The organism is Micromonospora sp. NBC_00821, assembly GCF_036347035.1.
Classification (GTDB): Bacteria; Actinomycetota; Actinomycetes; order Mycobacteriales; family Micromonosporaceae; genus Micromonospora; species Micromonospora hortensis.
Genome location: NZ_CP108880.1, coordinates 6,091,076 through 6,115,594, shown reverse-complemented (window position 1 = coordinate 6,115,594; position 24,519 = coordinate 6,091,076). Strand labels below are relative to the sequence as shown.

Annotated in this window: 34 protein-coding genes, 1 tRNA gene and 1 pseudogene; 9 read left to right on the top strand and 27 right to left on the bottom strand. The window is 71.3% G+C overall.

Features of this window, described 5'->3' with window-relative positions; genetic code table 11:
- Positions 1-37: 37 nt before the first annotated feature.
- From OHB44_RS27935 to OHB44_RS27830, 22 genes are all read right to left on the bottom strand, one after another.
- Positions 38-388 carry a hypothetical protein gene (locus OHB44_RS27935; RefSeq protein ID WP_330438806.1) on the bottom strand — a complete coding sequence of 117 codons (351 nt, stop codon included), beginning with the start codon at positions 386-388 and terminating at the stop codon, positions 38-40.
- A 170-nt stretch (positions 389-558) separates the two neighbouring features.
- Complete coding sequence (locus tag OHB44_RS27930; protein ID WP_330438805.1) at positions 559-789, bottom strand: hypothetical protein; 231 nt, start codon at positions 787-789, stop codon at positions 559-561.
- Positions 786-1,427, bottom strand: a complete 642-nt coding sequence (locus OHB44_RS27925; protein WP_330438804.1) for a hypothetical protein — start codon at positions 1,425-1,427, stop codon at positions 786-788. The genes OHB44_RS27930 and OHB44_RS27925 overlap by 4 nt, the downstream gene beginning before the upstream one ends.
- 8 nt (positions 1,428-1,435) lie before the next feature.
- Positions 1,436-1,834: a hypothetical protein gene (locus OHB44_RS27920; RefSeq protein WP_330438803.1), complete on the bottom strand. Its 399-nt coding sequence runs from the start codon at positions 1,832-1,834 to the stop codon at positions 1,436-1,438.
- 206 nt (positions 1,835-2,040) lie between these two features.
- Positions 2,041-2,568 carry a DUF4326 domain-containing protein gene (locus tag OHB44_RS27915; RefSeq protein ID WP_330438802.1) on the bottom strand — a complete coding sequence of 176 codons (528 nt, stop codon included), beginning with the start codon at positions 2,566-2,568 and terminating at the stop codon, positions 2,041-2,043.
- A gap of 41 nt (positions 2,569-2,609) precedes the next feature.
- Positions 2,610-3,317 (bottom strand): ATP-binding protein, encoded by a 708-nt coding sequence (locus tag OHB44_RS27910; protein WP_330438801.1) that lies wholly within the window; start codon positions 3,315-3,317, stop codon positions 2,610-2,612.
- On the bottom strand, positions 3,314-4,132 hold the full coding sequence (locus tag OHB44_RS27905) for a hypothetical protein (RefSeq protein ID WP_330438800.1): 819 nt from the start codon (positions 4,130-4,132) through the stop codon (positions 3,314-3,316). The genes OHB44_RS27910 and OHB44_RS27905 overlap by 4 nt, the downstream gene beginning before the upstream one ends.
- Before the next feature lie 85 nt (positions 4,133-4,217).
- Positions 4,218-5,015, bottom strand: a complete 798-nt coding sequence (locus OHB44_RS27900) for a DUF5131 family protein (protein WP_330438799.1) — start codon at positions 5,013-5,015, stop codon at positions 4,218-4,220.
- Positions 5,012-5,707, bottom strand: coding sequence for a hypothetical protein (locus OHB44_RS27895; RefSeq protein ID WP_330438798.1), 696 nt, complete (start codon positions 5,705-5,707; stop codon positions 5,012-5,014). Before OHB44_RS27895 ends, OHB44_RS27900 begins: the two co-directional genes overlap by 4 nt.
- The gene (locus tag OHB44_RS27890; protein ID WP_330438797.1) at positions 5,704-5,877 is read right to left on the bottom strand and encodes a hypothetical protein; all 174 of its coding nucleotides are present in this window, start codon (positions 5,875-5,877) and stop codon (positions 5,704-5,706) included. Before OHB44_RS27890 ends, OHB44_RS27895 begins: the two co-directional genes overlap by 4 nt.
- A complete protein-coding gene (locus tag OHB44_RS27885; RefSeq protein ID WP_330438796.1) occupies positions 5,870-6,256 on the bottom strand; it encodes a hypothetical protein in 387 nt (128 codons plus the stop codon). The genes OHB44_RS27890 and OHB44_RS27885 overlap by 8 nt, the downstream gene beginning before the upstream one ends.
- Positions 6,253-6,684: a hypothetical protein gene (locus tag OHB44_RS27880; RefSeq protein ID WP_330438795.1), complete on the bottom strand. Its 432-nt coding sequence runs from the start codon at positions 6,682-6,684 to the stop codon at positions 6,253-6,255. Before OHB44_RS27880 ends, OHB44_RS27885 begins: the two co-directional genes overlap by 4 nt.
- The gene (locus OHB44_RS27875) at positions 6,681-7,118 is read right to left on the bottom strand and encodes a hypothetical protein (RefSeq protein WP_330438794.1); all 438 of its coding nucleotides are present in this window, start codon (positions 7,116-7,118) and stop codon (positions 6,681-6,683) included. Before OHB44_RS27875 ends, OHB44_RS27880 begins: the two co-directional genes overlap by 4 nt.
- On the bottom strand, positions 7,115-7,852 hold the full coding sequence (locus tag OHB44_RS27870) for a hypothetical protein (protein WP_330438793.1): 738 nt from the start codon (positions 7,850-7,852) through the stop codon (positions 7,115-7,117). Before OHB44_RS27870 ends, OHB44_RS27875 begins: the two co-directional genes overlap by 4 nt.
- Complete coding sequence (locus tag OHB44_RS27865) at positions 7,849-8,172, bottom strand: hypothetical protein (RefSeq protein WP_330438792.1); 324 nt, start codon at positions 8,170-8,172, stop codon at positions 7,849-7,851. Before OHB44_RS27865 ends, OHB44_RS27870 begins: the two co-directional genes overlap by 4 nt.
- Entirely contained in the window at positions 8,172-9,140 is a 969-nt protein-coding gene (locus OHB44_RS27860) for a hypothetical protein (protein WP_330438791.1), read from the bottom strand. Before OHB44_RS27860 ends, OHB44_RS27865 begins: the two co-directional genes overlap by 1 nt.
- Positions 9,140-9,505, bottom strand: a complete 366-nt coding sequence (locus OHB44_RS27855) for a hypothetical protein (protein WP_330438790.1) — start codon at positions 9,503-9,505, stop codon at positions 9,140-9,142. Before OHB44_RS27855 ends, OHB44_RS27860 begins: the two co-directional genes overlap by 1 nt.
- The gene (locus OHB44_RS27850; protein WP_330438789.1) at positions 9,502-9,717 is read right to left on the bottom strand and encodes a hypothetical protein; all 216 of its coding nucleotides are present in this window, start codon (positions 9,715-9,717) and stop codon (positions 9,502-9,504) included. The genes OHB44_RS27855 and OHB44_RS27850 overlap by 4 nt, the downstream gene beginning before the upstream one ends.
- Positions 9,714-10,511, bottom strand: coding sequence for a hypothetical protein (locus OHB44_RS27845; RefSeq protein WP_330438788.1), 798 nt, complete (start codon positions 10,509-10,511; stop codon positions 9,714-9,716). The genes OHB44_RS27850 and OHB44_RS27845 overlap by 4 nt, the downstream gene beginning before the upstream one ends.
- Positions 10,508-10,900 (bottom strand): hypothetical protein, encoded by a 393-nt coding sequence (locus OHB44_RS27840; RefSeq protein WP_330438787.1) that lies wholly within the window; start codon positions 10,898-10,900, stop codon positions 10,508-10,510. The genes OHB44_RS27845 and OHB44_RS27840 overlap by 4 nt, the downstream gene beginning before the upstream one ends.
- A gap of 76 nt (positions 10,901-10,976) precedes the next feature.
- On the bottom strand, positions 10,977-11,216 hold the full coding sequence (locus OHB44_RS27835) for a hypothetical protein (RefSeq protein ID WP_330438786.1): 240 nt from the start codon (positions 11,214-11,216) through the stop codon (positions 10,977-10,979).
- Entirely contained in the window at positions 11,213-11,470 is a 258-nt protein-coding gene (locus OHB44_RS27830) for a hypothetical protein (protein WP_330438785.1), read from the bottom strand. Before OHB44_RS27830 ends, OHB44_RS27835 begins: the two co-directional genes overlap by 4 nt.
- Before the next feature lie 195 nt (positions 11,471-11,665).
- Here OHB44_RS27830 and OHB44_RS27825 point away from each other — a divergent pair, with 195 nt between their 5' ends.
- Both OHB44_RS27825 and OHB44_RS27820 read left to right on the top strand, forming a co-directional pair.
- The gene (locus OHB44_RS27825) at positions 11,666-12,121 is read left to right on the top strand and encodes a helix-turn-helix domain-containing protein (RefSeq protein ID WP_330438784.1); all 456 of its coding nucleotides are present in this window, start codon (positions 11,666-11,668) and stop codon (positions 12,119-12,121) included.
- 302 nt (positions 12,122-12,423) lie between these two features.
- Complete coding sequence (locus OHB44_RS27820) at positions 12,424-12,894, top strand: hypothetical protein (RefSeq protein WP_330438783.1); 471 nt, start codon at positions 12,424-12,426, stop codon at positions 12,892-12,894.
- A 19-nt stretch (positions 12,895-12,913) separates the two neighbouring features.
- On the opposite strand, the gene OHB44_RS27815 is transcribed toward OHB44_RS27820, so the two are convergent.
- Positions 12,914-13,801 (bottom strand): tyrosine-type recombinase/integrase, encoded by an 888-nt coding sequence (locus OHB44_RS27815; RefSeq protein WP_330438782.1) that lies wholly within the window; start codon positions 13,799-13,801, stop codon positions 12,914-12,916.
- A 112-nt stretch (positions 13,802-13,913) separates the two neighbouring features.
- Positions 13,914-13,989: transfer RNA gene (locus OHB44_RS27810), tRNA-Arg, on the bottom strand.
- A 160-nt stretch (positions 13,990-14,149) separates the two neighbouring features.
- Here OHB44_RS27810 and OHB44_RS27805 point away from each other — a divergent pair.
- Positions 14,150-14,845 carry a hypothetical protein gene (locus OHB44_RS27805; protein ID WP_330438781.1) on the top strand — a complete coding sequence of 232 codons (696 nt, stop codon included), beginning with the start codon at positions 14,150-14,152 and terminating at the stop codon, positions 14,843-14,845.
- 102 nt (positions 14,846-14,947) lie between these two features.
- Here OHB44_RS27805 and OHB44_RS27800 read toward each other — a convergent pair.
- Positions 14,948-15,958: pseudogene (locus tag OHB44_RS27800) on the bottom strand (alpha/beta hydrolase); the annotation flags it as partial.
- A 151-nt stretch (positions 15,959-16,109) separates the two neighbouring features.
- On the bottom strand, positions 16,110-16,529 hold the full coding sequence (locus tag OHB44_RS27795; protein WP_330438779.1) for an HPF/RaiA family ribosome-associated protein: 420 nt from the start codon (positions 16,527-16,529) through the stop codon (positions 16,110-16,112).
- A 304-nt stretch (positions 16,530-16,833) separates the two neighbouring features.
- Here OHB44_RS27795 and OHB44_RS27790 point away from each other — a divergent pair, with 304 nt between their 5' ends.
- The 3 genes from OHB44_RS27790 (at position 16,834) to OHB44_RS27780 (ending at position 20,425) form a co-directional block, all read left to right on the top strand.
- On the top strand, positions 16,834-17,643 hold the full coding sequence (locus OHB44_RS27790; protein WP_330438778.1) for a single-stranded DNA-binding protein: 810 nt from the start codon (positions 16,834-16,836) through the stop codon (positions 17,641-17,643).
- Between the two features lie 188 nt (positions 17,644-17,831).
- Entirely contained in the window at positions 17,832-18,890 is a 1,059-nt protein-coding gene (locus tag OHB44_RS27785; protein ID WP_330441288.1) for a cobalamin biosynthesis protein, read from the top strand.
- Positions 18,887-20,425, top strand: coding sequence for a cobyric acid synthase (locus OHB44_RS27780; protein ID WP_330438777.1), 1,539 nt, complete (start codon positions 18,887-18,889; stop codon positions 20,423-20,425). Before OHB44_RS27785 ends, OHB44_RS27780 begins: the two co-directional genes overlap by 4 nt.
- A gap of 163 nt (positions 20,426-20,588) precedes the next feature.
- On the opposite strand, the gene OHB44_RS27775 is transcribed toward OHB44_RS27780, so the two are convergent.
- The gene (locus OHB44_RS27775; protein WP_112584171.1) at positions 20,589-20,990 is read right to left on the bottom strand and encodes a rhodanese-like domain-containing protein; all 402 of its coding nucleotides are present in this window, start codon (positions 20,988-20,990) and stop codon (positions 20,589-20,591) included.
- A gap of 201 nt (positions 20,991-21,191) precedes the next feature.
- Between OHB44_RS27775 and OHB44_RS27770 the strand changes: the two genes are divergently transcribed.
- The 3 genes from OHB44_RS27770 (at position 21,192) to OHB44_RS27760 (ending at position 24,499) form a co-directional block, all read left to right on the top strand.
- Positions 21,192-21,905: a uridine kinase family protein gene (locus tag OHB44_RS27770; RefSeq protein ID WP_442932629.1), complete on the top strand. Its 714-nt coding sequence runs from the start codon at positions 21,192-21,194 to the stop codon at positions 21,903-21,905.
- A gap of 68 nt (positions 21,906-21,973) precedes the next feature.
- The gene (locus OHB44_RS27765; protein ID WP_238685470.1) at positions 21,974-23,119 is read left to right on the top strand and encodes a M48 family metallopeptidase; all 1,146 of its coding nucleotides are present in this window, start codon (positions 21,974-21,976) and stop codon (positions 23,117-23,119) included.
- A 36-nt stretch (positions 23,120-23,155) separates the two neighbouring features.
- On the top strand, positions 23,156-24,499 hold the full coding sequence (locus tag OHB44_RS27760; RefSeq protein WP_330441287.1) for a dipeptidase: 1,344 nt from the start codon (positions 23,156-23,158) through the stop codon (positions 24,497-24,499).
- The last annotated feature ends 20 nt before the right edge of the window (positions 24,500-24,519 follow it).

Here is a 24,519-nt window from a genome sequence, read left to right as displayed (position 1 = left end):
GTGTTCCTCATCGTCGTCATCCCGGACCCCCTATCGGTTACACAGTGTGAGGGTCGATGGCGATGACGGCCATGGTGCGGGGTGCACGGTGTGCACGCACCCGCTCGTGCCTACGTGCCGCGCCTTTGCTCGCGTTGCACCCCAGGTGCGCCGACCAGCAGTTGTCGAGGTCGAGCATGGCCCCGCCGTCTTGCAGTTCGGTGGCGTGGTCCACGCTCTTCGACTTCACGTTGACTGCGTCGGTGGTGGGGTCTCGGTAGGGCAGGTGCCAGTCGATCTCGTGTGTGCACACGGGGCACACATAGCCGGGGGTGGCCCGGTCGCGGGCGTAGACCTGGCGGGCCAGGTAGCGGCGCCGGCCACCGAGGGCGCGCCAAGCTTCACTCACGCGCTCATCCCTTCGAGCTGGCGGGGTGGTGCGGGCAGGCCGGCCACCACAGCGGCCTGCCCGCGTTTCCCGCCGTGCGTCCTGTCCCGTGGACGCGCAACAGCCCGGTGGCGCTGAGCGCTCTACCGGGCTGTGGGCACACCTCGCCTGCAAGGTGGATGAACAAATGATCAGACGAGGGCGGGGTGGAAGTCAACCTGACGTGGCCGACCTCGCTTGCTCTTTCTGGTGTTGGCTTCGATTTGGGCGGCTTGGTCGAGGGGGTAGCGGCCGTGGATCTTGGTGAGGCCTTTGCGGTCGTGCCAGCGGCGGACCGTCGCCGGGTTGACGTCGGAGCCGAGCGCCTTAGCGATCTCCACGTCGGTGCCCCAGTAGCGGCCGTTGGCGTACAGCATGGTCATGATTCTCCGTTCGTGCTGGTGATGACGGCAGCCCGGGGCCAGATGTGGGCGACGCCTTCGACGGCACCGGGCATGCCGCAGGGGCAGCCGACGCCGATGCAGAGGCGTCCGGTGGCGCAGACGACGGTCCAGGCGTCGATCGGTCCGGCGGTTTGGACGTGGAGCTGCCGTTCGTCGCAGTGGGGGCAGGCGACGCCGAGCAGCGGTGCTCGGTCGGGGCCGACGCCGACCGCCTTGCGGATCCAGCCATCCTCGTCCTGGAGGTGCTTGGCGACGACGGCAGCGGTGCCGGGCTGGAGGTCGTCGAGGGCGAGCAGGATCCGGCCGAGGGGTAGTTCGAAGCCGGGGGCGACCTGGTTGGCCAGCCACTCCAACCGGCCGTCGAGCCGCTCGCCCATCTCGGCCCACCGGTTGCGCCGGTCGGGTCGGTCGGCGATCCCGACCATGCCGGGTGTGGGGTCGCCGTGTCCGCCGCTGCCGGTGCGGGAGCCGTAGACCGGGGAGCGGAGCACGGATGGAACTTCCATGGCCTCAGCGTTGATCTGGGCGGCTTCGTCGGCGGCGTACTGGGCGAGGTGGCCGCGCGCCGCCTGGAGGGACCAGGCGGCGGCGGCGGCGTGCAGGTGGTGCGGCGTCACGGTGCTCCTCAGGCGGTGGTGCGGGCGGTGGTGGCCTCGGTGATGGTGACGGCGGGGGTGTCGTCCCGGTCGGTGAGCGCGCCCTCGATCCACTCGCGCAGCATGTCGACGCGCTCTTCCTGGCCGTAGTAGTCGCCGTGCCACTCGACCACGACCAGCAGCCGCGTCACACCTTCCTGCGCACCAGGCGACACGGAGTCGAGGGGCGGCTGGTCGCCTCGACCGAGCTTGTCGGTGAGGGCCTGGAGCAGCTCGACGTAGCTGGTGGGTAGGGGGTGGCAGGTGGTGAGCCAGTCGCGGAGCAATGGGGGGTCGGCGGCGAGCATGGCGATCTGGCGGGCGATGTCTCGATGGGCGTCGTGTTCTGCCTGGGCGGCGCGGGCCTCGAAGTCGGCGGCCGTGCGCACTGCTTCGGCGTGGGCACGTCGCCATGCGTCAGCCGAACGCCGGGCATCTCGGAGCTCAGCGTCTTGGCCGTCGTCGTGGCGGTGCTGTTCGGGCGTGTGGCCGCCGCCCGCACGGACGGGTATGCGGTCGGCGTAGGTGTCGGTACGGGCATCGCGCATGCGGTCCTCCTGGGTGGGGACGGGTCGGGGTGTCGGCCTGGTGCTCATCAGGCACCGGCCCGCCGGTCGAAGCGGGGTTCGTCGACGTGCCGGCGGCACGGCACGGTCTCGGCGTTGGCCAGCTCCAGGAGGACGTCGGCGTGGCAGGGTTGGTCGAGCGGGCACCAGCACGCGAGGTCCTTGCCGGCCAGCTCGCGGCGGATGTCGTCGGCCGTGACCTTGAGGAAGTGGCCACCCCGGCTCGGGTAGGCCATGCGCATCCCGAACGTCGGGGCGGTGAGGGTGAGGCGGAACAGCTCGACCAGCTCTTCGCGGGTGCCCCACCGGACGTCGGTCTTCACGATGTCGTCGGCGCTGAACCACATGTCGTGGCTGGCCCCGTGACCGCTGCATCGGCCCTCGTAGTCCCAGGCGCGGCCGAACCGCTCCAGGTGCTCCGGGCCGTAGTGGACGAGCCCTCGGGACTCGTCGCGGTAGACGAACGGGTTGCCCCAGCGGGTGGGGCGGCCGACGTAGACGGCTCCGGTGGGCATGCGTGATCCGGCGGTGCGGCGGCGTTGGATGCGCTTGGGCATGGCGTGCTCCTCAGGCGGTTCGGCGGGGCAGGTGGACGGCGTCACCACTCGCTCATCAGGTGGCGCACCGGCGGGCCATCGAGCACGAGCAGGCCGCCGCCGTCGAGGAGGCGCTCTACGACGGGGTGGCCGTAGCGGGCGGATAGCTCGTCGTAGACGGCGCCGGCCTCACCGGCGGTGTTCGTGGTGACGATGAGCCGGCGTTCGTGCGAGCAGCGGTGGTCGACGATGCGCTGGAGCTGCTCCAGCCACCAGTCGGTGACGCGCTCCCGGCCGAGGTCGTCGATGACGAGCAACGCGCAGGTGGTGGCGTAGTCGTAGGCGAGCGGTTCGGAGCTGTCGGGCTTGAGTGCCGCTGACAGGTCGGCGGCGGTCCACACCATCACCCACTGCTCCTGGTGGTGGACGGCGTTGGCGATGGCGTACGCGGCGGTGGTCTTGCCGGTGCGGGTCGGGCCGGCCAGCACCAGGGTTCGGGGGCCGTTGTCCCACCAGCGGGAGACCTTGCCGGCGGGGTCCTGGTCGAGGCGGAGCCGGTCGTACGCGGCGGTGGCGTAGCGGGAGGGCCGGCGACGGGTGTAGACGACGGCCCTGTTCGCGGCCTGCCGGGACTGGATGGCGGCGAGCTCCTCGCGGTCGGCCTGGATCTGGAGCTCAGCGAGGGTGGGGGTGGTGTCGGTGATGGTGGCGTGGCGGGCGACGCGGTCCTGCCAGTCGGCGAGGGCACCGCGGATCGGGGTGGTGGTCATGAGGCTGCTCCGGCGGTCTGGCTGGCGTAGGTGGCGACGGCTTCGCCTGTGCGGAAAGGGTTCTGGTCGGGGCGCTGGTCGGTGTGCCGGTTCGCGCCAGTGGTGCGGGCGCCCGAGGTGGGGCTGCCGCCGCGCTCGGCGGCGGTGAGCATCCAGTTGCGCCAGGTGGCCGCCCAGTCGAGCTTGGTTGCGGCTTGGCCGGTCTTGGCCGACCAGTAGTTGCGGAACTTCTGGGTCTCCCGCTGACCGTTGACGCCGGGGCAGTTGGTGGCGAACCACGCCTTCATGTCGTCGCTGACGGCGAAGTCGTCGGGGATGCGGGTGCCGCGCTTGCGCGGCATATCCCTGCTCCCTGCTCCCTGTTCCCTGCTCCCTGCTCCCTGCTCAGGGACGAGGTTCTCCGGAAGGCTCGCGAGAGTCTCCGGAGCCTCTCCGGAGGGTGCCGATTCGGTCGTGTCCTCGCTGGTCAGCGGCTCGGCCGGTCGCGGGTAGCGGGGCTTGCTGGGGTGGGAGACGCGTTGGTGCTCGTCCCAGCCGACGATGAACAGGTAGTGCCGTCCGGAGACCTCGTAACGGGCGATCAAACCGGCCGTGGAGAGACTCGTGAGGTCTCCGGAGACTCTCGCGAGAGCCTCGCGAGGGTCATCCTCAAGCGGCCAGAGGGCGGCGGTGATGAGCTTCGGGTTGTCCACCGTGACGCCGTTGTCGTCGACGTGCGTCCACAGCCCGATGAAGGTGAGCCGGGCCGAGATCGGCACCGAGGCGACGATCTCGGAGGTGAAGAACTCCGGCTTGATGGAGCGGATCCGGGCCACGTCGTGCCTTCCTGATCTATGTGGTGGCGCTGAAGATGTGCGGCAGTGGCTGGTCGGGTTCGGTGGTGAGGCCCGGCCAGCCCGGTCAGGCGGGCGCCGGGGTGGGGTACTCGTCCCAGGTGCGGCCGTCCAGCTCGCGACCGTTGGCCTTCGGGGTACGCCCGCCCCACTGCTTGTAGAAGAAGGCGGTACCGGCGGCCTGGCAGCGGTCGCGGAGGTCCCGCACCCAGGCGGGGTGCATCGGCCTGGCGTTCGGGCCGGACTCGCCACCGGCGATGAGCCAGTCGATGCCGGTCAGGTCGAGCGACGGGAGCGGACCGAGCAGCGGCTCGGCGGAGATGAATCGGACGGCGGCCGGGGTGGCGCGGAGGGCGTCGGCCCGGCCCACGTGCTCGTCGGACTCGATGCTGGTGCCGAGCCAGACGTTCGGCAGCGGCCACGTCGGGATGTCCCGGGCCGGACCGCGCAGGTTGAGAGTGCTCTCGTGGAGGTAGACCGACGACCGCCACGAGAGGTCGTTCAGGATCCGCGGCATCCGCTCCGGCCGCTTGGTGAGCACCTGATAGGTGTGCTGCGGGGTGGCGGCCATGACGGCGAACTCTCGTGGCACCTTCGCGTGGAACAGGTCAGACATCGAGTTGACGAACACCCGCCGCCCGGCGCGCCAGTGCAGCGGGACGCCGAGGGCACCGGGGTGCACCGCCAGGCCGAACCCGGGGCCGGAGGTGCGGGGGTCGCCGTCGGTCTGGTACTTCGCCGACCCCATGCCCTTCAGCCGCTTGGCCAGGGTCAGGGCGTAGCAGTTGTCGCAGCCGCCGGAGATGCGGTCGCAGCCGGTGGTGGGGTTCCAGGTCTCTTCGGTCCACTCGATCGCGGTGCTCATGCGACTCGTGTCTCCTCTGTCGTGGCGGAGGGAAGGGCATGCGCGGCGCGGATGGCGCGCTGGGTTTGGGCGAAGCTGAGTTGGAGCCGATACCGGATCTGACCGGGCCGCAGACCGTCGGCGAGCAGGCGTCGGGTGGCCTCGGTCAGGTCGATGTCCGCGAGGCGGTCCGGTCCGAGCCGGCCGGCGAGCGCCTCGGTGACGGCCCACTCGTCGGGCACCGGCACGTCCGGTTGGGTGGTGTCCGGGACGGCCGCCGGGTCGTCGATGTCCGACCAGGCGAGCGGGCCGTTCCAGCCCTTCGCCGCCGCGCGACGGGCGGTGATGGGCGAAGGGCCGGGCCGGTCGCACAGCTCCCGGTAGACGGCCTTCACCCGGTCGACCGTGGCCAGCTCCACCAGGCCGGACGACGCCGTCAGCACCGCGACCGCCGACCCGGTAACTCCCAACCGGTCGCCGATGTCCTGCCACCGCCAGCCGAGGACCGTCAGGGCCTGCAGGCGGCGGCGGATGCCGGTGCCGTCGACCAAGCGGGCGACGGCCCGGCCCTCACGCCAGCGCTTCACCCGGATCCGCTTGTGCTCCCGAGCGTGCGGGCAGCGGCAGCCGTACCGGTAGGCGGAGTCGGTGCCGTGGAACGTGGCAGTGCAGTTCGGGTCGAGGCGGCCCCGGTCGCGGGCTGGGCGGCTCACTGGTGCTCCCCTATCCGGCGGAGGTGTTCGGCGTGCGCGTCGTCGACCTTCGCGACGGCGGCGCTGGCGTGGAGCCGGTTCGGTCGGGCCCGCCCGCAGATGCAGGGCCGCTTGCCGTTGTGGTCGGCGGGGATGGCCTTGTTCTCGACGTAGGGGTGCGCGTCAGCCATGGCCGGCCGTCCGGAGGGCGACGGTGAGGCGGTGGATTTCCTCGCGCAGCAGCGGCACGTCCTCGGCGAGCGCGGCCTCAAGCAGCTGGACGGCGGTGGCGTCCTGGCGGTGGCGGGCGTCGAGGAGGTCCGTCCACCGGTCGGCGACAGCGTCCAGGTCGAGCCGGCGTGCGGGCGGCCCGGCCGGTGCCTGCATGTGGCCGACACCGGGGAACGGGATCACGTTGCTCGGCTCGTACCGCCGGCAACCTGTGCTCGGGCATCCCCCGCGCTGGCCGGGCTTCACGATGGTGTGCAACGGCTCCAGCGCCCCACACACGCACTGGCCGGGTTCGACGCTGACGCGGCCGTTCGCGGCGCCCGGGTCCCGGCGGGTCACCGGGCACTACCCGGCAGCTCCGGGGTTCCGGTGCTGGTGTGGGTGTCGACCGGGCAGCCGGCGGCGGTGAAGATGCCCGCGACGACCTCGGCCGGGTCGCCCAGCTCGGCGCGCATCTCGGCCAGGACCTGCCCCCGGTCGGCGGTCACGGGCTGGGTCCACTCGTTGTTGAGTGGGATCTCGGCGGGGTTGAGCAGCCCGGTGGCCTCGTCGGGGCCGACGGGGATGAACTGCTCGGTGCGGGTGGCGAGCTGCTGCGCGGCGGGGCTGATCCGCCAGCCGTCGCCGACCGGGTTGGTGATGATGCGGCGCCCGACGGCGTCGACCGGCCCGCCCTTGACCCAGCGGTGCCGGCCACCCTGGCGGGGCTTCTCGGTAGCGGGCGTGGTCCAGGCGATGACGGCGCCCGGGTCGAGGTCGATGCTCACCGGCCGGCCGCCTTCCGGACGTAGACCAGCTGCCAGCCGCCGCTGAACGGTGCGGAGTCGCAGGCGTCGCAGCCCTGGTCGTTGATCGGGCCGTGCTCCTGCTCGTTCCACCACTCGGTGTGGCGGCATTCGTGCACGAACACCTGGGAGCCGTCCGGGAAGGCGACCGGCTGGAAGGCGGCGAGCATTGACTCCAGATGGGTGACCCGTTGGCGGCCCTGGAAAGCGACGTGGGAGTTGGGTGCGCACCGCTCGATGCACACGTGCGCTTGACGCTCACGGTCCAGCTCGGCGCGCAGCTGCTGGACCTCGTCGCAGAGAGCGGGCACCTTGGCGGCGAGTAGGCCGGCGGTCCACGCCTTGTCGCCGCCGGGCCCGATGGCCGAGACGTGGCGGTTGACCAGAGTGCGGATCGCCTCGAGGTCGGCGGTCACTGGATCACCGCCGGGCCGTCGATGCGGTCACCGATGAACACCCGGTCCCAGAGGCCGCTGGGCTCCACCTCGTACTGCCCGGCCGGGATCTCGGCGGTGGCGGTGGCCATGGCGGTGTGCATGAGCGCGAACATGGGGCAGTCCCCGGTGCAGGACACCGGGTGCCGCAGCGTCCACGGGCCGCCAGTCTCGGTGACGACGAGGACGTGTCCGCTGTCAGCGTCTCGGTTCGGCTCGGTTTCGGGCTGCTTGGTGTCGAGCTGGGCGAGGGTGCGGCGGAGGTTCCCCTCGGCCGTGGCCGCGTCAGTCTCGATACCGATGCCGTCCGTGTCATCACCGTTGTTGGCGGCCCAGATATGGGTCAGGTCGCGGGCGGCGTTGATGACGGGCTGCTGGGCGGCGAGCTGCTGCTCCAGGCCGGTGACGTAGACCTCCAGCCGGCCGATCTCCTTGTCGCGCCGAGCCAGTGCGTCGCGCACCTGCTCGACTTCGTCGCAGAGGTCGGTCACGTCGGTCCGGGCGTGGGCGATGAAGGTGGCGTCGGGTCCGTTCCGGACGTGCTCGCCCTTGATGCCGGTCAGCGCGATGACGCCGTTCCGGTCGGTGGGGTCGCTGGCGTAGACGTACTCGTGGGCTTCGTGGCAGCGACGCCAGGCACTGTTCGGATCGGTGAGCCAGGGGCCGGGAGTTGCGGCGGCGGCCCGGGCGCGGATCGCTTCGAGGTCGATGGTCACCGGTTGTCCTTCCGGTCGAAGTCGGCGGGGGTGGCGGTGTGGATGTCGCGGAGTACGCGGTGGCCCCAGCGCGGCAGCGTCGGCTCCTGCGGGGCGATCGGTGCCTGTGCGGCGAGCGCGTCAACGGCCTGGCCGAGGAGCTTGTTTTCGGCGGTCTTGTCGGCCAGCTCGTCGCGGTAGTGGCGGATCCGCTCGGCCTGGTGGTGCAACCGGACGGCCCGAGACTTGAGGGCCTGGTCGCAGGTCACGAGGGCCCACGTCAGGCAGATGACGAGCATCAGGAGCACGACGACGGCGACCGCCAGCACGATGGCGGGCATCAGGCGACCCCGTCCAAGAACGCAGCCACGTCCTGCCAGCGGTCGGAGGCAGCCACCAGCAACTCGCGGTGCTCGGCCTCGGTAGCCTCCTGCGCGGCGTACAGGTCGTCGTCGCGAATGCCCTCGACATGCGTCCGGATCAGGTCGGCGAGGGTGGCCGGCTCCAACGCGTCCAACTCCCACGACTGGCTGCCGTACAGCTGCTTGTAGGAGCCGGCCCGCGAGTCGGTCTCTTTCGCCGGGTTCGGCGGCGGGTTGTACCGGCGCACCTGATCGAAGTTGAGCGCGATGCGACGGACTTCGAGAGGCGGGAGGTCATCGTCAGCGTTGGTGTAGTCCAGCTCGACGAGGCGGTGCTGACCCCAGTCCTCACCGATGAACAGCTCGAGGCGCTCCCGGATGTCCCGCGTCATGTCGATGCCCGACGGGTCGTGGTCGCCGAGGTGAAGCACGGTCACCGCCTGGCGGCCGGCGGCCATGTGACGACCGATCCGGCGTCCAGCGCGCCACAGTTCGCTTTGGCTGACGTAGCCACGGCACGAGAAGTAGGGGACGTCCAGCTCTGTAGCGACTTGGCCCACGATGCCGGCCAGCGCCTCCTTCTCGACCCAGATCTCGACGCGCCGGGGCTGGTCGGCCCACTTGTCGATCGCGTACCCCTGGGCGGCGCCGCGCATGATGTCCGCCGGGTTGTCCCAGTGGCTGTTGCGGGCCAGGTTGCGGGTGCGGTCGACGATGTACGACCAGTCGAGCAGTCCGGCCATGCGCGCCTTGTTGATGACGCTGCCGAGCCGCTTGTAGGACTGGACGGTGTTGGGGATCCAGTCGCGGGAGACGAACTGGTAGTAGAGCTGCCGCAGCGTCAGGTCGAAGCCCTGGGCGGCGTACTCCTCGCAGATGGCCTCGGCCCGGCGGATGTCGATCTGGGCGTCGGGGCCCGGGTTCCACGACTCGTAGTAGATCTTCATCAGGCGACGCCCCGCTCCAGGTCGGCGGCGGTGCGGTGCTGCTCGCGCAACGCCCGCAGGTTGAACGCGGGCATCACGATCACCGGGGCCTTACGGATCTGGCGGCGCACCTTCCGGCAGTCGCACCGCTCCTTGACGAGGACGGCACCGCAGCACGCCTTGGTGCGGACGGTGATGCCGCGCCCGGTGACCGCCCAGCCGTCCCGGTTGGCGGGCAGGCCGGTGGTGGTGGGCTGCTCGTCGATGTCGCCGCGGTCGTAGCGCAGGCCGGTCGGGTCGATCTGCGGCCCGTTACCGCCGGTGTTTGGTCCGCTCGGCGGGATGTGCGGGGTCGGCGGGGTGTGGGGGTTCGGCGTCCGCGTCATCGGGTCACACCGCACTCGGTCGGGGTCCGGTGCTCGGGGCACAGGTCCGGGGCGGTTCGGCTGCCCTTGCCCCGGCGGGGGCGCAGCTGCCAGCCGGCGCGGTCGGCGTCGAGGCGAGCGCCGTACTCCGAGTTGTCCCGCACCTCGTCGACACAGCCGTTGGCGTCACAGGTGATTGAGTAGACCGGCGGAACGATTCGCTTGAGCGTCATCGGGTCGCACCACCCTCGGCCAGCCGTGCCTGAAGCAGGGCGTTCTCGGCCCGCAGACGCTTCAGCTCCGACTGCTCCTCCTTCGGCGACTGGATGCCGATGGACAGCTCCGGTCCGTACTTCCCGCCACCCAGCTCGATCCGGGCCGTGACGGAGGGGATGTCGGTGCTGTCCGGAGCGTCGATGGTGGTGCCGAGGTAGGCGGCCCACGGGTCGAGGTCGGCCCGGCTGTCGACGACTCCGAGGCGCAGGGAGGCGAAGCTGCCGATCGGCAACTGCCGCGTGACGATGTCGAGGGCGATCCGGCGCAGCTCGGCGGCGAGTCGACGGCGCGGGTCCGTCTCGATCGGCTTCGACTCCGCGCCGGCCGCCGCGAGCTTGCGCTGCTCGTAGGCCAGCCCACCGGACTTCGCGGCGACCAGGGCGATGTAGCCGCGCGGGTCGTCGATGCAGCGGGACATCAGCTCGCGGATGCTCTCCTGGAGCTCGTCGACGGCGGCGAAGTACGACGGGCCAGGCGTCGGGGTCCGGCCAGTGGCTGGCTGCTCGTCGATGCGGGTGATGGAGCCGTACTCGATCACGTTGCCGTCGGCCAGCACCTTGACCGTGCCGAGCTCATCGCCGATCACCACGACGAACTCATGGCCCTTGTCGATGGCTCCGGCGGCGAGGAATGCCTCGCGGAGCCGCTCCGTGATCTGGTCGTGTGTGGCGTCGGCCGCGAAGGTCTGCGGCTCGATGCCGGCGTTGACGTCGAACGCGACGCGGATCGTGTCGGTCTGCGGTTGCGTCATCGGGCCGCTCCGTCCAGGGCGGAAGCGGTGGCCAGCACCTGCGCGGCGGTGACCTCCGCGTCGGGGGCGGGCACGTGGCACGACACCTCGATCACCCACCCGGGCAGCCGAGCAATGCGATCCCGGCTGACGTACACCTGGTACGGCTCGTCGCCGTCCAAGCGGTGGATGTGCGTGCGGCGGGCCGGCTGCGGCATGCCCAGGTGGGCGGCCCACTGGTCAACGGTGTCGGGGGCCTCGTCGTAGAAGCCGAGGCACAGCGCGTGGAAGTGGTACGCGTGCAGGGACTGGGGGATCGGCAGGCCGAGGGCGACGCCGTCGGTGATCAGGCGGAACGCCTCGGTCCGGTCGGCGGCTTCCTGCTGGTCGGGTAGGGTCTGCGGTTGCATCTGGACTCCTAGCTGATGGGTGGGGTGTCCGGGTGGGAAGCCCTTCGCCGTGGCTGCGGCGGGGGGCTTCGTTCGTTCAGGCCGCCTTGCGGCGCGGCCGGCGGGGGAGTCGCGCGATGCGGCTCATGTGCGCCTTGCGGCGGCTGTCGGCGAGCAACTGCAACGTCGCGTCGTCGAGGTCCGGGAACTCGGCCCGCACCTCGTCCATCCACTTCGAAGCGGCGGCGCGGCGGGCGGGTTCGGTGGCGGCGCTGCGGTCGGGGGTGCGCCCCCACCGGGTGTGGGCGCCGATCCGACCGGCGGCTGAGGGGGTCATGTCGTCGGCCTTTCGGTGAAGAGCCGCTCGTACTTCACTTCCGGGAGCGCTGTGCGTACGGCGGCGATGAAGTCGGAGCTCGGGCTGTTGACGCCGTTGCGGATCTTGCTGAGCGCAGCGGGGCTGACACCCAGAAACGCGGCCCGTGCGGCGTCGGTGACCAGGCCGAGCGCGGTGGTGATCCGGTCGAACTCGTCGACGAGGAGGACGACCCGAGGGCGTCCCGCCCGCTGCGTTTCTTGTGTTTCGAGCACGAAACAGACGTTAGCGCTGTGGCCTCGCGAAAGCAACGCGAGAGGCATCCTCCGTTCGGATGACTTTCGAGCGCGAAACCGATGGATAGAGTTGCGTGCATGAGCGAAACGACGGACAGGCGGGTAGTCGGGGGTCCTCCGTTAGGTGGGGCCGTTGCTCGCTTTCGCGTACGAAATGGCCTAGGGTTCGTGCACGTGAGCACCACGTGGGGACCCGCAGCAGGAGCAGCTCTGCGCGCCTACGTCTTGCAGCACGCGGCCAACGCCAATGCCGGGATCGAGCGGGTAGCCGACCTCTCCCGCGCCACAGGCATCAAGCCCTCGATCTACAGCAAGTGGTTCGCGGGCACAGAGCAGCCCAGCATGATGAGCCTGAAGAAGCTTGCGCCCGTCATCAAGGCGCCACTGAGTGAGCTGCTGGTGCTTGCGTGCCGGGCCGACGCTGAAGACCTCGGCCTGGAGGCCACGCCCGAGCCGCCGACGGTCCTGGGTCACCCGTTGGCGCGGGAGCTGGACGCGCTCCTCGCCGAGGGGTCAGCGTTGCCGCCGGCGGATCGCGACTCGATCGTGACGTTCCTGAACCAGTACCTGGAGCCGTATCGGCGGGCCGCCAGGACGCGCCCGCGTCGGCTCGCGCGCCCATCTGCGTGACCCTGCGTAACTCACCCGATCGGGTGAGTTGTTTGTCGTGCGGATCATCTACGTACGAGGGTCTTTCCCGTGAGAAAGATCATCGTTAAGGTTCCGTTAAAGAAGCTCATTGAGCAGCCTTCATATCTCCCACCCCCTTTCGGAGGGCAGGCATGACGAGCACAACGGGGAAGTCTCGGCAGCGGGACCCCGGCGACCACACGGGTGACATCGACGGTGACACAGGGCAAATTCGGCTCCCCGAGTCGTCAGCCGGCGGCGTCTACTGTGCCCCCGACCCACCTCTATGGACCATGTCCGGGATGCTCGCCAGCGCACTCTGCACCGCGGTGCTCTTCACCGCCAGCGTGATCACCCTCGCGGTCGTCGAGGAGGTCCGCGACGCGCGGCCCGTCAGCATCACCACCATGCACCTGCTGACCGCTGCCACCGCGACCAGCTGGATTGCCCTCATCCTCGTCGCGTGTCGTGACCGTCTCGCCCGCGGCTACCGGGCCCTGCGAGGAAGCACCGAGACAATGCAAGCACGGCAGCTGGAGCTCTACCGCCGCCAAGACCACCTGTACGACCGGTTCCTCGACCTCGCCAACCGGCAGGTGGAGCAGATGCAGATGCTGCGTGGCATCGCCGAGGACATCACCTTGATCCGCAAGGAGATGGCGGACGTCATCGGGGTCGCCGACGCTGACGCCGAGCTGCTCCTGCGCCAGGCCGTGAACGGCCACCGGCCGCAGGCCTCTGGTGGCCTGTACGTGGTGCCGCCGGAGGGATGAATCTAGGTCACAGAGTGAGCTAGTAGCGGTCCGCCTGAGAGATCCGGCGGGCCGCTCTGTGTGCCCGCTCGACCTGCGCCGACCGGCCATACAGCCGCGGCATCTCCGGGCTGGCCCAGCCGAACAGGCTCATGGCGTCGCCGTCGCTGCCGCCCTCGTCGGCGAACGTGTGCGCGGCCAGGTGCCGCAGCTTGTGAGGGTGGATGCGCGGGATCCCCGCCTGGGCGCACCGGCGCTCCAACAGCCGGTAGGCACCCGAGGTGGTCAGCGCCCCGCCGAGCATCCCGAGCCACAGCGAGTCCAGTCGCTTGGCGTCCTTGTGGTGGGCGCGCGCGGTGAGGTAGCGCTGGATGGCCTGCCCGGTCTTGGCGCCGAACGGGATGACGCGGATCTTGTCGCCCTTGCCGTGAAGGGTCACCTTGTCGTGGCGCATGTCCAGGCCGTCGAGGCGGATGCCGACCATCTCGGACACCCGCGGCGAGCCGGCTTCGCACCAGAGACGAATCATGGCGTTGTCGCGCCGCTCGCCGAACTCCCGGCCGCTGCATGCCTTGAGCAACGCGACGATCTGATCTTCGGGCACCACGGGGACGGGCTTGTCGGTCACGGCCGGTTCCGGGATCCGGTGCATCGGGGACTTCTCGATCATCTCCTCGTCCACAGCCCACCGGTAGAACGCCCGCAGGTTCCGGAACTTCTTGTGCACGGTCGCGCTGGCGTTGACCGACGAGGCCGCGATCAGGAACTCCTCGATGTCGACGCGCTCCAGGTCGAGGAGGTCGCGGCCTGGCCGGAAGTCGGTCAGCTGGGTCAACGTGATGTGGTAGCTCTTGACGGTGTCGGGGGAGGTGCGCTTCGTGCGGTGGTACCGCTCGTATGCGGCCCAGTGCAGCTCGTTGGCGTCCATGAGGGGGTGGAACCTCCCGGGGCTACAGCGCTAGCGTGATCCACCGAGGATACTCATGCGCGTAACCGCTGTAGCTCGCCCGACCGGCCGATTCTCGGGGCGTTTACGCTGGTGGTGCGCCCGGCAGGATTCGAACCTGCGGCCTTGGGATTAGAAGTCCCCTGCTCTATCCGCTGAGCTACGGGCGCGTGTGGCGTGGATGTCGCGCCCAGAGGGTACCGCCGTCCCACTGCCCGACGGCGAAAAGGGTGCCCGCGTCCACGTTGCCGAGCAGAGTCTCACGTCCGCCCCGTAGCGGGCATCCGGGTTACCGCGGACCGGCCTGGCCGTGGACCGTACCTTTGGCTGGTGCTGCTGGATTCCGACGCCGAGAGCGACGTCGCCTACGAGCTGTGCCAGGTCGTCGGTCGCGCCATCCTGCCGTATCGGTCGTCGGGCGACGTCGGTACCGCCTTCTTCTTCCGGGGCGGCGACGACCCGGTGGGGGAGTCGCTGCTGACGGCGGCCGACCTGGTGGGCGGTTCGGGTGGTGAGTTGAGCTTGCGGACGAGCGTCACCGAGCCGGCGGGGGTTGCCCCGGCCGTCATTCTCGAGGCCGAGATCGTGCCCGGTTGGGCCCGCTTTCCGGGCGACGGGGTCGCGGTGTTGCCGACCGCGGGCCTGCACCGGCACGCCGGCGACGGCGGCTGGCGGTGGCGCGTCCAGCCGGTGCCGGCGGGGATCGCCGCCGGGCCCGAGGTCGTCGCCCGCCTCGGCGCCGACGCCAGTTCCGCTTTCGTGCTGGCCCATGGGGTACGCGAAGACGGGTCGCGACCGCTGGAGGTCGCGATCGAGCGGGTGGTCCGCGACGGGGACGCCGTGCTGATCACCACCGAGCTGCCGCCGGGGTACGTCGGCGCGCCGGTCTTCATCCTGCAGGCTGGACCCACCGGTGAGGTCTCCCCGTACTGCCTGGGCCTGGTCCTGCCCGGCGTCGGCGCGCACCCGGTGGCGACCTTCGACCGGATCCGTGCCGTCCTCCCGGCGACGCCCGGCGACATCTGACCTTTCGCGCCGTCCGACCTGTCAGCCGCTGGGCGTCGCCGCCCTCGCCGGGTCGACCGTCTGCGCGCCGACCGTCTGCGCGTTGGCCGGCGCTGTGTCGGCGGCGGTAGATGCGCCGTCGGCTGGGGCGGCATCGGTCGGCGCCGCGTCGGCCGGGGCGGTGGGGCCGGCGGCGAGGAACGCCTCGGCCCAGCGGCCCACCTCGTCGAACACCTTCTTCCGTACGACGGGGCCGGAGAGCGTGAGATCGTGCAGCCCTCCGTCGAAACGGGCCAGTGTGACGTGGCGACCGAGGCGGGGCGCGTAGCGGACCATGTGCTCGACGTCCAGCACGGCGTCGGCCAGTGTCGCGTTGTCGTGCCACTTGGTGCCCCGGAAGGACCGGGTCGAGCAGGCCAGCAGCACCGGCACCTGGATGTCCAGCCCGGCGCGGAGCCGACGTTGTCCGGTGCGGATCGCGTTCAGCCAGCCGGCCCGGACCGGGAACCCGGCCAGCGGCTTCCACGCCAGGTCGTAGGTCCACTCGCCGCGGTGGTCGGAGTGGATGCTCTCGCCGTACACAGTGCCGAGCCCGAACGGGAGGATGCGGTGCGGCGCCCTGCGGCCCAGCCGGGACGCGGCGGCCGCGAGGGGGCGACGGACCGCCCAGGGGGCGTTCAGATCGAAGAAGGGGCTGTTGAGCACCAGGCCGTCGATGGTGCCGGTGTCGCGGCGGGCATCCGCCCAGAGCGAGATGATCAGGCCGCCGGTGGAGTGGCCCATCACCAGCAGGGTGTCGTGCCCGTCGTCGGCGCGGATGATCTCGGCGGCGGCGTCCAGCTCGGGGAAGTAGTCGCTGATGTCGCGGCAGAAGTTGGGGGTCTGCGCGGGGAGCAGACTGCGGCCGTATTTGCGCAGGTCGAGCGCGTAGAAATCCCAGCCTCGCTCGGCGAAGAAGTCAGCCAGATGAGTCTGGAAGAAGTAGTCGACGAAGCCGTGCACGTAGAGCACGGCCCGTCCGGTGGGGCGCTCGGCCCGTCGTCGGACCAGTGTCGCGACAACGGGGCCTTCGTCGTCGGTGCCCAGGTCGATCGTCTGCCGCTCGTACGGCGGCCCCAACACGTCCGGTTCCACGAACGCGACGCTACGCCGCCAACCTACCGAGCGGTAGCCCGTCCCCGCCCGCCCCCACTCATCCCGCGATCTTGCACTTTCTGTCCCGACATAAGGGGCAATAGCCGCTGTTCGGGAGCCGAAAGTGCAAGATCGCGGGGTGCGGCGTGGGTCAGGCAGTTTCCGCGTCGGCGCGGAGGGCCGGGTTCTCCGACTCGTCGGGCTCCAACTGCGGCTGGGGGAGGTCGCGCAGGTGCTTGTTGTGCCGGGGCTCCTGGCGGGTCTTGGCATCGTTGAGCCGGCGGCGCAGGTCGTCACGAACGTCATTGAGGGCGGCGTGCAGATCCTCCTCCGCGGAGGTGGTGACGATCTTCTGCCGGCCGGCGATCCAGCACTCCAGTGTGACCTTCTGACCACGCGCCTCCCGGTCCTTCACCGACACCTCCAGCTCGGTGGCGTCAGCGTGGAAGCTGGCGAGCCGGGCGTCGAGGGTGGCGAACTGCTCGGCGATCCAGTTGCGGTCGCCCTGGGAGAACCCGGCGCCCACCCGCAGGCACTCAGACACGGTGGCCGGGTTCGCCACGGCGCTCATCGCTGCGCCTCGGAAGTGTTCGCGGAGTCGATGGTGGTGATCATCATGGCGCTGACCTCTCGTCGACGTGGAGCTGTCGGTGGTGCGTTGATCAAGTCCTTACCCAGTTCGGGTGGCCTGGGAAACCGTGGACGGCGGGTCGGGCGGGTCGGGCGTACCACATCGGGGCGTGATCAGGGCGTTGTCCACAGGTGCGTTCGTCATCCACAGGCCGAGGATGGGCCCTCGCGACGGGTGCTTTCAGTGTCGATGCTCGGTGTCGAGTCGACTCGCGCTGGCAGGCCCCGATCCCCCTGGAGGGACGATGTTCGACACTTACGTGACAATCGTCGGCAATGTGCTGACCACGCCGGAATGGCGACGTACGACCCAGAGCAACACCCTGGTGGCCAACTTCAAGGTCGCCTCGACCGCCCGCCGCCTCGACCGGGACAGCGGCCGGTGGGTCGACGGCAATTCGCTCCGCGTCCGCGTCAACTGCTGGCGCAAGCTCGCCGAGGGGGTGGCGGCCTCCGTCATGGTCGGCGACCCGGTGGTGGTCTGCGGACGGCTCTACACCCGCGACTGGACCGACGACGCCGGCAACCACCGCACGCTCTACGAGCTGGAGGCGGTCGCCGTCGGCCACGACCTGTCCCGAGGTCGGGCCCGGTTCCTGCGCAACCGGCCGAGCATGACGACCAGCACCGTGGAGGACTCGGAGGCCGAGAGCCGGGTGCACGGTGAGCCCACCGAGCCGGTGCCGGCCGGGCAGGCGCCCGTGCTGCCCGACGACCGTCTGCTGGACGACGACTTCGAGCTGCCCGACTACGCGGAGCTGCGAAGCAGCCCGTTCGGCAATGTCCCGGCGGACGACGACAGCTCCCCGAGCGGCGGGGTCTTCGGTGACGGCGGAGCGATCGCGAGCGGCGGGCAGGCAGGGCAGGCAGGGCAGATCGACGCTCCGCCGGCTCTCGACGACGAGTTGGCCCCTCCGCCCGAGGCGGACGACGACGACAACGCCGACGGTGACGTGGACATCGAGTTGGGGCCGGTGCCCGACGAGGGGCAGCCGGAGCCGGCGCAGCCCGGTCGAGGGCGCCGCGGTCGGGGCCGGGTCCCCCAGCCAGCCTGACCGATCACGACGGGGGCGGGGTGGCGGCGCGACAGCGTCGTCACCCCGCGTGACGGGCGTGGGCGCTGGCCTGTCCGTTCACTCCACGGGTTCTCGTTGCCGGTGCGGGACCGTGGGATGGGCTGGTTCACGGAGTGCTCGTCTAGGCTGGCCGGCCGGAGGTGGTGCGGGTGCGACGGACAGCGCCGATGGCGAACGCGGTGGGGCTGCTGGCCGGGTACGCGCTGGACAGGGCGCTCGGCGACCCCCGCCGGTGGCACCCGGTGGCCGGCTTCGGGCAGGCTGCGGGCGCGCTGGAGCGCCGCCTCTACCGCCCGGACCGTACGGCGGGTGCGGCGTTCACCGCGCTGGCCGTCGGCGGGCCGGTGTTGCTCGGGGCGGTCGCCGCGGCGGCAACCCGACACCGGCCGGTGACCCGGGCGGTGCTGGTGGCGGCCGGCACGTGGACAGTGCTGGGCGGCCGCACGCTACGGCACGAGGCGACAGTCATGGGTCTTACGCTGCGTAACGGCGACCTGCCCGCTGCCCGGCGACGCCTCGGTCACCTCTGCGGGCGGGACCCGTCGACGCTGGGCGAGTCGGAGTTGGCCCGTGCGACAGTCGAGTCGGTCGCGGAGAACACCTCGGACGCGGTGGTCGCTCCGCTGCTCTGGGGCGCGGTCGCTGGTCTGCCCGGGCTGCTGGGCTACCGCGCGGCGAACACCCTCGATGCGATGGTCGGGCACCGGTCGACGCGCTACGCGCGGTTCGGCACGCCGGCCGCTCGGCTGGACGACGCGCTCAACCTCGTGCCGTCCCGGCTGACCGGGCTGCTCACCATCGCCGTCGCGCCGGTCGCGCACGGGGACCGGCAGCGCGCCTGGCAGGTGTGGCGGCGGGACCGCAACGACCACCCGAGCCCCAACGCCGGTCAGTGCGAGGCGGCGATGGCCGGTGCGCTCGGGGTCCGCCTCGGTGGTCGCAACATCTACTTCGGGCGCTCCGAGGTGCGGCCGTTCCTCGGCGATGGCCCCCGCCCGGAGGCGCGGCACCTGAAGCGGGCCGCCCGGATCTCCGGCGCGGTGGGGCTGGCCGCCGTCGGGTTGGCCGCCGCGTACCCGGTGACGCTCGGTCGGCTGGTCGGCGCGGTGAGCAGGCGTGCACTGGTCGGCGCGGCGCGTCGGCGAGGGCCGGTTGCTGCGGCTGGAGAGCGCGGGCCGGCTGGCGCGGCCGGGGGCGTCGCGGTGCGACGGGGGAGTGGTCGGTGAGCGGCGGGCTGCTGGTGGCCGGTACGACGTCCGACGCCGGCAAGAGCGTGCTCACCGCCGGCATCTGTCGTTGGCTGCACCGGCAGGGCGTGAAGGTGGCGCCGTACAAGGCGCAGAACATGTCGAACAACTCGGCGGTGGTCGTCGGGCCGGACGGGCGCGGCGGCGAGATCGGGCGCGCCCAGGCCATGCAGGCCGCGGCGTGCGGGCTCGCACCCGACCTGCGGTTCAACCCGGTGCTGCTCAAGCCGGGCAGCGACCTGGCCAGTCAGGTGGTGCTGCTGGGCGAGGCGGTCGATACGATCACCGCGGGCACCTTCCGGCAGTTGCGTCCCCGGCTCGCCGAGACCGCGTACGCCGCACTGGCCGAGCTGCGCGAAACGTACGACGTGGTGATCTGCGAGGGTGCCGGCAGCCCTGCGGAGATCAACCTGCGGGCCGGTGACTACGTCAACATGGGGTTGGCCCGGCACGCCAACCTGCCCACCATCGTCGTCGGCGACATCGACCGGGGCGGTGTCTTCGCCTCGATGTTCGGCACAGTGGCCCTGCTCGACCCGGCCGACCAGGCGCTGATCGCCGGATTCGTGATCAACAAGTTCCGGGGCGACCTCGGTCTGCTCCAGCCGGGCCTGGACATGCTGCGTCAGGTCACCGGCCGCCCCACGTACGGGGTGCTGCCCTGGGCACTGGACCTGTGGCTCGACGCGGAGGACTCACTCGCCTACGGCCGGGTGCTGGGCCGACCCGCCGCCCCGCAGGGCAGCGAATGGCTGGACGTGGCCGTCGTCCGCCTACCCCGGATCAGCAACGCCACCGACGTGGAGGCGCTCGCCACCGAGCCGGGCGTCCGGGTACGCCTCACCATCGAACCGGCCGAACTGGCCGCCGCCGACCTTGTCGTCCTACCCGGCTCCAAGTCCACAGTCGCCGACCTCGGGTGGCTGCGCGAAACCGGTCTCGCCGACGCGGTCGCCACCCATGTGGCGGCCGGCAAGCCCCTGCTCGGCCTCTGCGGGGGCTTCCAGATGCTCGGCCGTGCCATCCACGATCCGGTGGAGAGCCGGCAGGGCAGCGTGCCGGGGCTCGGTCTGCTGCCCATCGACATCACCTTCGACCCGCGCAAGACCGTCCGGCAGTCGGTGGGCACCGGCCCCGGTGGCGTCCCGGTGCGTGGCTACGAGATCCACCACGGGTACGTGTCACAGGCCGACCCCGACCTGACCCCGCTGTTGACCAGCGACGACGGTGTCGGAGAGGGGGCAGTGCTCGGCGTGGTGCACGGCACGCACTGGCACGGGGCGTTCGAGTCCGACGAGTTCCGCCGGTGGTTCCTCACCGAGGCGGCTCGCCTGGCCGGCCGCAGCGGGTTCCGGGTCGCGCCGGCCACCAGCTTCGCCGCCGCCCGGGAGCGCTCACTCGACCTGCTCGGCGACCTGGTCGAGGAACACCTGGACACCGATGCCCTCTGGCGTCTCATCGAAGCCGGCCCACCCGCCGACCTGCCCTTCATCCCACCCGGCGCCCCGTCCTGACCGGCACACCGTCCCTTGGGGAGGGTGAGAACGCGGACCGCGCATGATCGTGCTCGATCCTTGTTGCAGGGGCCTCGTCCACGCAAGGAGGGGCCTGTTTCCTGGATCGGGCACGATCTTGCACAGACCGACCGGAATGGTACGTGAGGGGCAAGGTCGGGGCTCAGGGACGAATGTCGGCCGGACGGTCGGTGGTGGGCAGGCCGGCGGCGAGCCAGGCGTCTACGCCGCCGATCATGTCGGTGGCCCGGCGCAGGCCGAGGGTCTGCAGGCTGGCGGCTGCCAGGCTGGAGCTGTAACCCTGCCGGCACACCAGGATGATCTCCCGGTCGTACCCGGTGGCCTCCGGGATCCGCCAGGCGCTGGCCGGATCGAGGCGCCACTCCAGCACGGTCCGGTCGATGACGACAGCACCCGGCAGGTCACCCTGTTCGCGGCGCTGTAGTTCGGTACGGGTGTCGACCAGCAACGCGCCGCCGCGGACCGCCTCGACGGTCTGCTGCGGAGTCAGTCGGTGCAGCCCGGCGCGGGCCTGTTCGAGTAGGGCGTCTATACCGGGGCTCATCACGTCTCGGAGCACCACCCGATCATGCCGATTCGACGGCACCCCGGGCGGGGAACGGGCCGCCCGTCACCCGTCGCCGCACCAAATCCCCCGGACGTGACGATGGCTGGCCAGGGCGGTCAGCCGGACGTGTCAGGGTGGCCCGAGGCGGCCCCGCACCCAGCACGATCGACACGGGCCGACAGGGATGCCGCGACGTCGATGAAACCGAGTCGATCAGCCTGCTCACCAGCGGTGGCGGCATACTTCGGGCATGCACCACGGGAGGCTGTGCTGAACCCGGGAACTGGCGGGCCGACAGTGGCGGTTGTCGAGGCGTACGCCGAATTGGCTCGTCGGGTGCTCGCGGGCCCGGCACAGCTGGGGCGGACCCGGCTGGTCGCTGTCGACGGGCCGAGCGGCGCGGGTAAGAGCCGGTTCGCCGCGCGGCTCGCGGATGCCCTGGCCGGGCCGCTCGGCGACCGACCGCCGGTGGTGCACACCGACGACCTGCTCGACGGGTGGGACGACCAGGTCACCTTCTGGCCCCGGCTGGACGACGGGGTGCTCGCCCCGCTGCGCGACGGGCAGCCGGGCGCCTACCGGCGGTACAGCTGGGTCCGGCAGTGCTTTCTGCCCCGGCGGGTCCCGGTGCCGGTGGCTCCGGTGCTGGTGGTCGAGGGGGTCAGCGCCGCCCGGGCGGTCGTCCGGCCGGAGCTGACGCTGGCCGTGTTCGTCACCGCGCCCGCGTCGCTGCGGCTGGCTCGGGCTGTCGCCCGGGACGGTCCGGAGATCCTGCCCGAGCTGCGCCGCTGGCATGACGGGGAGCGGACGCACTTCGCCGCCGACGAGACCGCGACCCACGCCGACCTGTTGGTCGACGGGGCACCGACACTGCCGCACGACTGGGACCGGTACTACGTGCGGCTTCGCTGAGCGGGGCATGGACGTGGGCCACCGACTGCGGCACGATGCGAAGAGCTACGGCGAACGGGGAGCCCACAATGACGGCAGCGGACGCGCCAGCGCGGCGTCGGATCACCCTCACCGGCATCAGCTCGCGGGCCTGGGAGCATCCGGCCGACCGAGGTGCCCTGGTCGCGCTGCGGGAGCTGCGTGGTTTCGACGACGTGCTGCGGGCGTTCTTCGGGATGTGGAACGAGCGGGGTTTCCGGCTGTCCGTGCTGGCCTCCGGCATCCGGGTCGACCATCGGCAGTACCCGGCGGTGTGGCAGCGCTACACCGAGGCGGCGGCGGTGCTCGACGTGGCCGAGTTGCCCGAGCTGTACGTGACCCAGTCGCCCTGGTTGGGCGCCGAGGCGGTCGGGTTGGAGCGGCCGTTCATCGTGCTGAACTCCGCCTGTGTGCAGCAACTCGACGAGGACGAGCTGCGCTGCCTGCTCGGCCACGAGTTGGGGCACGTGGGCAGCGGGCACGCGGTCTACAAGACCATGCTCATGATCCTCACCCGGTGGGCGGCCAACCTGAGCTGGCTGCCGGTCGGCGCGATCGCGCTGCGCGCCATCATCGCGGCGATGCTGGAGTGGTGGCGCAAGGCGGAACTCTCCGCCGACAGGGCCGGCCTGCTCGCCGGGCAGGACCCGGCCGCCGCGCTGCGACTGCTGATGAAGCTCGCCGGCGGCGGTGACCTGTCCCAGGTCGACACCACCGCCTTCCTGGAGCAGGCCGCCGAGTACGCCGGCGGCGGCGACCTGCGCGACAGCCTGCACAAGATCCGGATGACCGCGTGGAGTACCCACCCGGTGCCGGTGGCGCGGGCGGCGTCGCTGCGCCAGTGGATCGACTCCGGGGCGTACGGGCAGGTTCTGGCCGGGGACTATCCGCGCCGCGAGGACGACAGCTCGACAAGCGTGTCCGAGGAGATCAAGGCGGCTGCCGAGTCGTACCGCGAGGAGTTCAGCAGGTCCACCGACCCACTGGTCGGGTTGCTGCGTCGGCTCGGCGACGGCGCGAGCGACGTCGGCGAGTGGGTGGGCGGCACCGCCGGTCGGGCCCGTTCCTGGATGGACGCCGCCACCGAGGCGGCCGGCCGCGCACATCGCGCCGGGCGGGCCGCCCCGGGCGCGCGGGCCGGCGCCGGCCCCGCGGACAGCGGTGACGGTACGGGCTCCGCCGACACTCCTCGGTAAGGCCGGCATACGATGCCGGTCATGACCTCACCGATCATGTCCGAGTCCGAGGTGCGGGCCGCCGTCGAGCGAGAGATGCCCGGCGTCCGGGCCGACCTGGAGCGCCTCGTCCGCATCCCCGGCATCGCCTTCGAGGGCTTCGACCACTCGCACGTGGAACGCTCCGCCGAGGCGGTCGCCGAGCTGCTGCGCGGCTGTGGCCTGGACGTCGACATCGTGCGATCCGGCGGCCAGCCGGCGGTGATCGGCCGTCGGGCCGCCCCGCCCGGCGCGCCCACAGTGCTGCTCTACGCCCACCACGACGTCCAGCCGGTCGGCGACCGGTCGCTGTGGGAGTCCGACCCGTTCGAGCCGGTGGAACGGGACGGCCGGCTCTACGCCCGGGGCGCGGCCGACGACAAGGCCGGCGTGATGGCGCACGTGGCGGCGCTGCGCGCGTACGGTGACGCGCTGCCGGTCGGCGTGGTCCTCTTCATCGAGGGCGAGGAGGAGTACGGCTCCGACTCGCTGGAGCAACTGCTGGCCGAGCACCGCGACGAGATCACCTCGGACGTCATCGTGATCGCCGACTCCGGCAACTGGGACATCGGCGTACCGGCGTTGACCACCTCGCTGCGGGGCATCGTCAACTGCTTCGTCGAGGTGCGCACGCTGGACCACGCGGTGCACAGCGGCATGTTCGGCGGCGCAGTGCCGGACGCGCTCACCGCGTTGGTCCGGCTGTTGGCGACGCTGCACGACGACGCCGGTGACGTGGCAGTGGACGGCCTGGTCGGCCGGGAGGGCGCCACCGTCGACTACCCGGAGGACCGGGTCCGGGCCGAGGCGGGGCTCGCCGACGGCGTGCAGTTCATCGGCACCGGCCGGATCACCGACCGGCTCTGGACCAAGCCGGCGCTGGCCATTCTGGGGGTCGACGCGCCGTCCACCGGCGAGGCGCCGAACGCCCTGGTCCCGGCCGCGAAGGCGAAGCTCAGCATTCGCCTCGCCCCGGGCGACGACCCCAAGCGGGCGTACGCGGCGGTGCGCGCGCACCTGGAGCAGCGCGCGCCGTGGGGGGCGCAGGTGACCGTCACCTTCGAACACGACGGCGACCCGTGCGTGATCGACGCGTCCGGGCCGATGTTCGACGCCGCCCGTTCGGCTTTCCGGACCGCCTGGGACGGCACCGACCCGGTGGACATCGGCGTAGGCGGCTCGATTCCGTTCATTGCCACCTTCCAGGAGATGTTCCCGAAGGCGGCGATCCTGGTGACCGGCGTGGAGGACCCGCACGCCCGCGCGCACGGCCCGAACGAGAGTCTGCACCTGGGTGAGTTCGCCCGGGTCTGCCTCGCCGAGGCACTGCTTCTGCGCAACGTGGCGGCCGTGAGCAGTTAGGTGTCAGAACGGCAACTTTG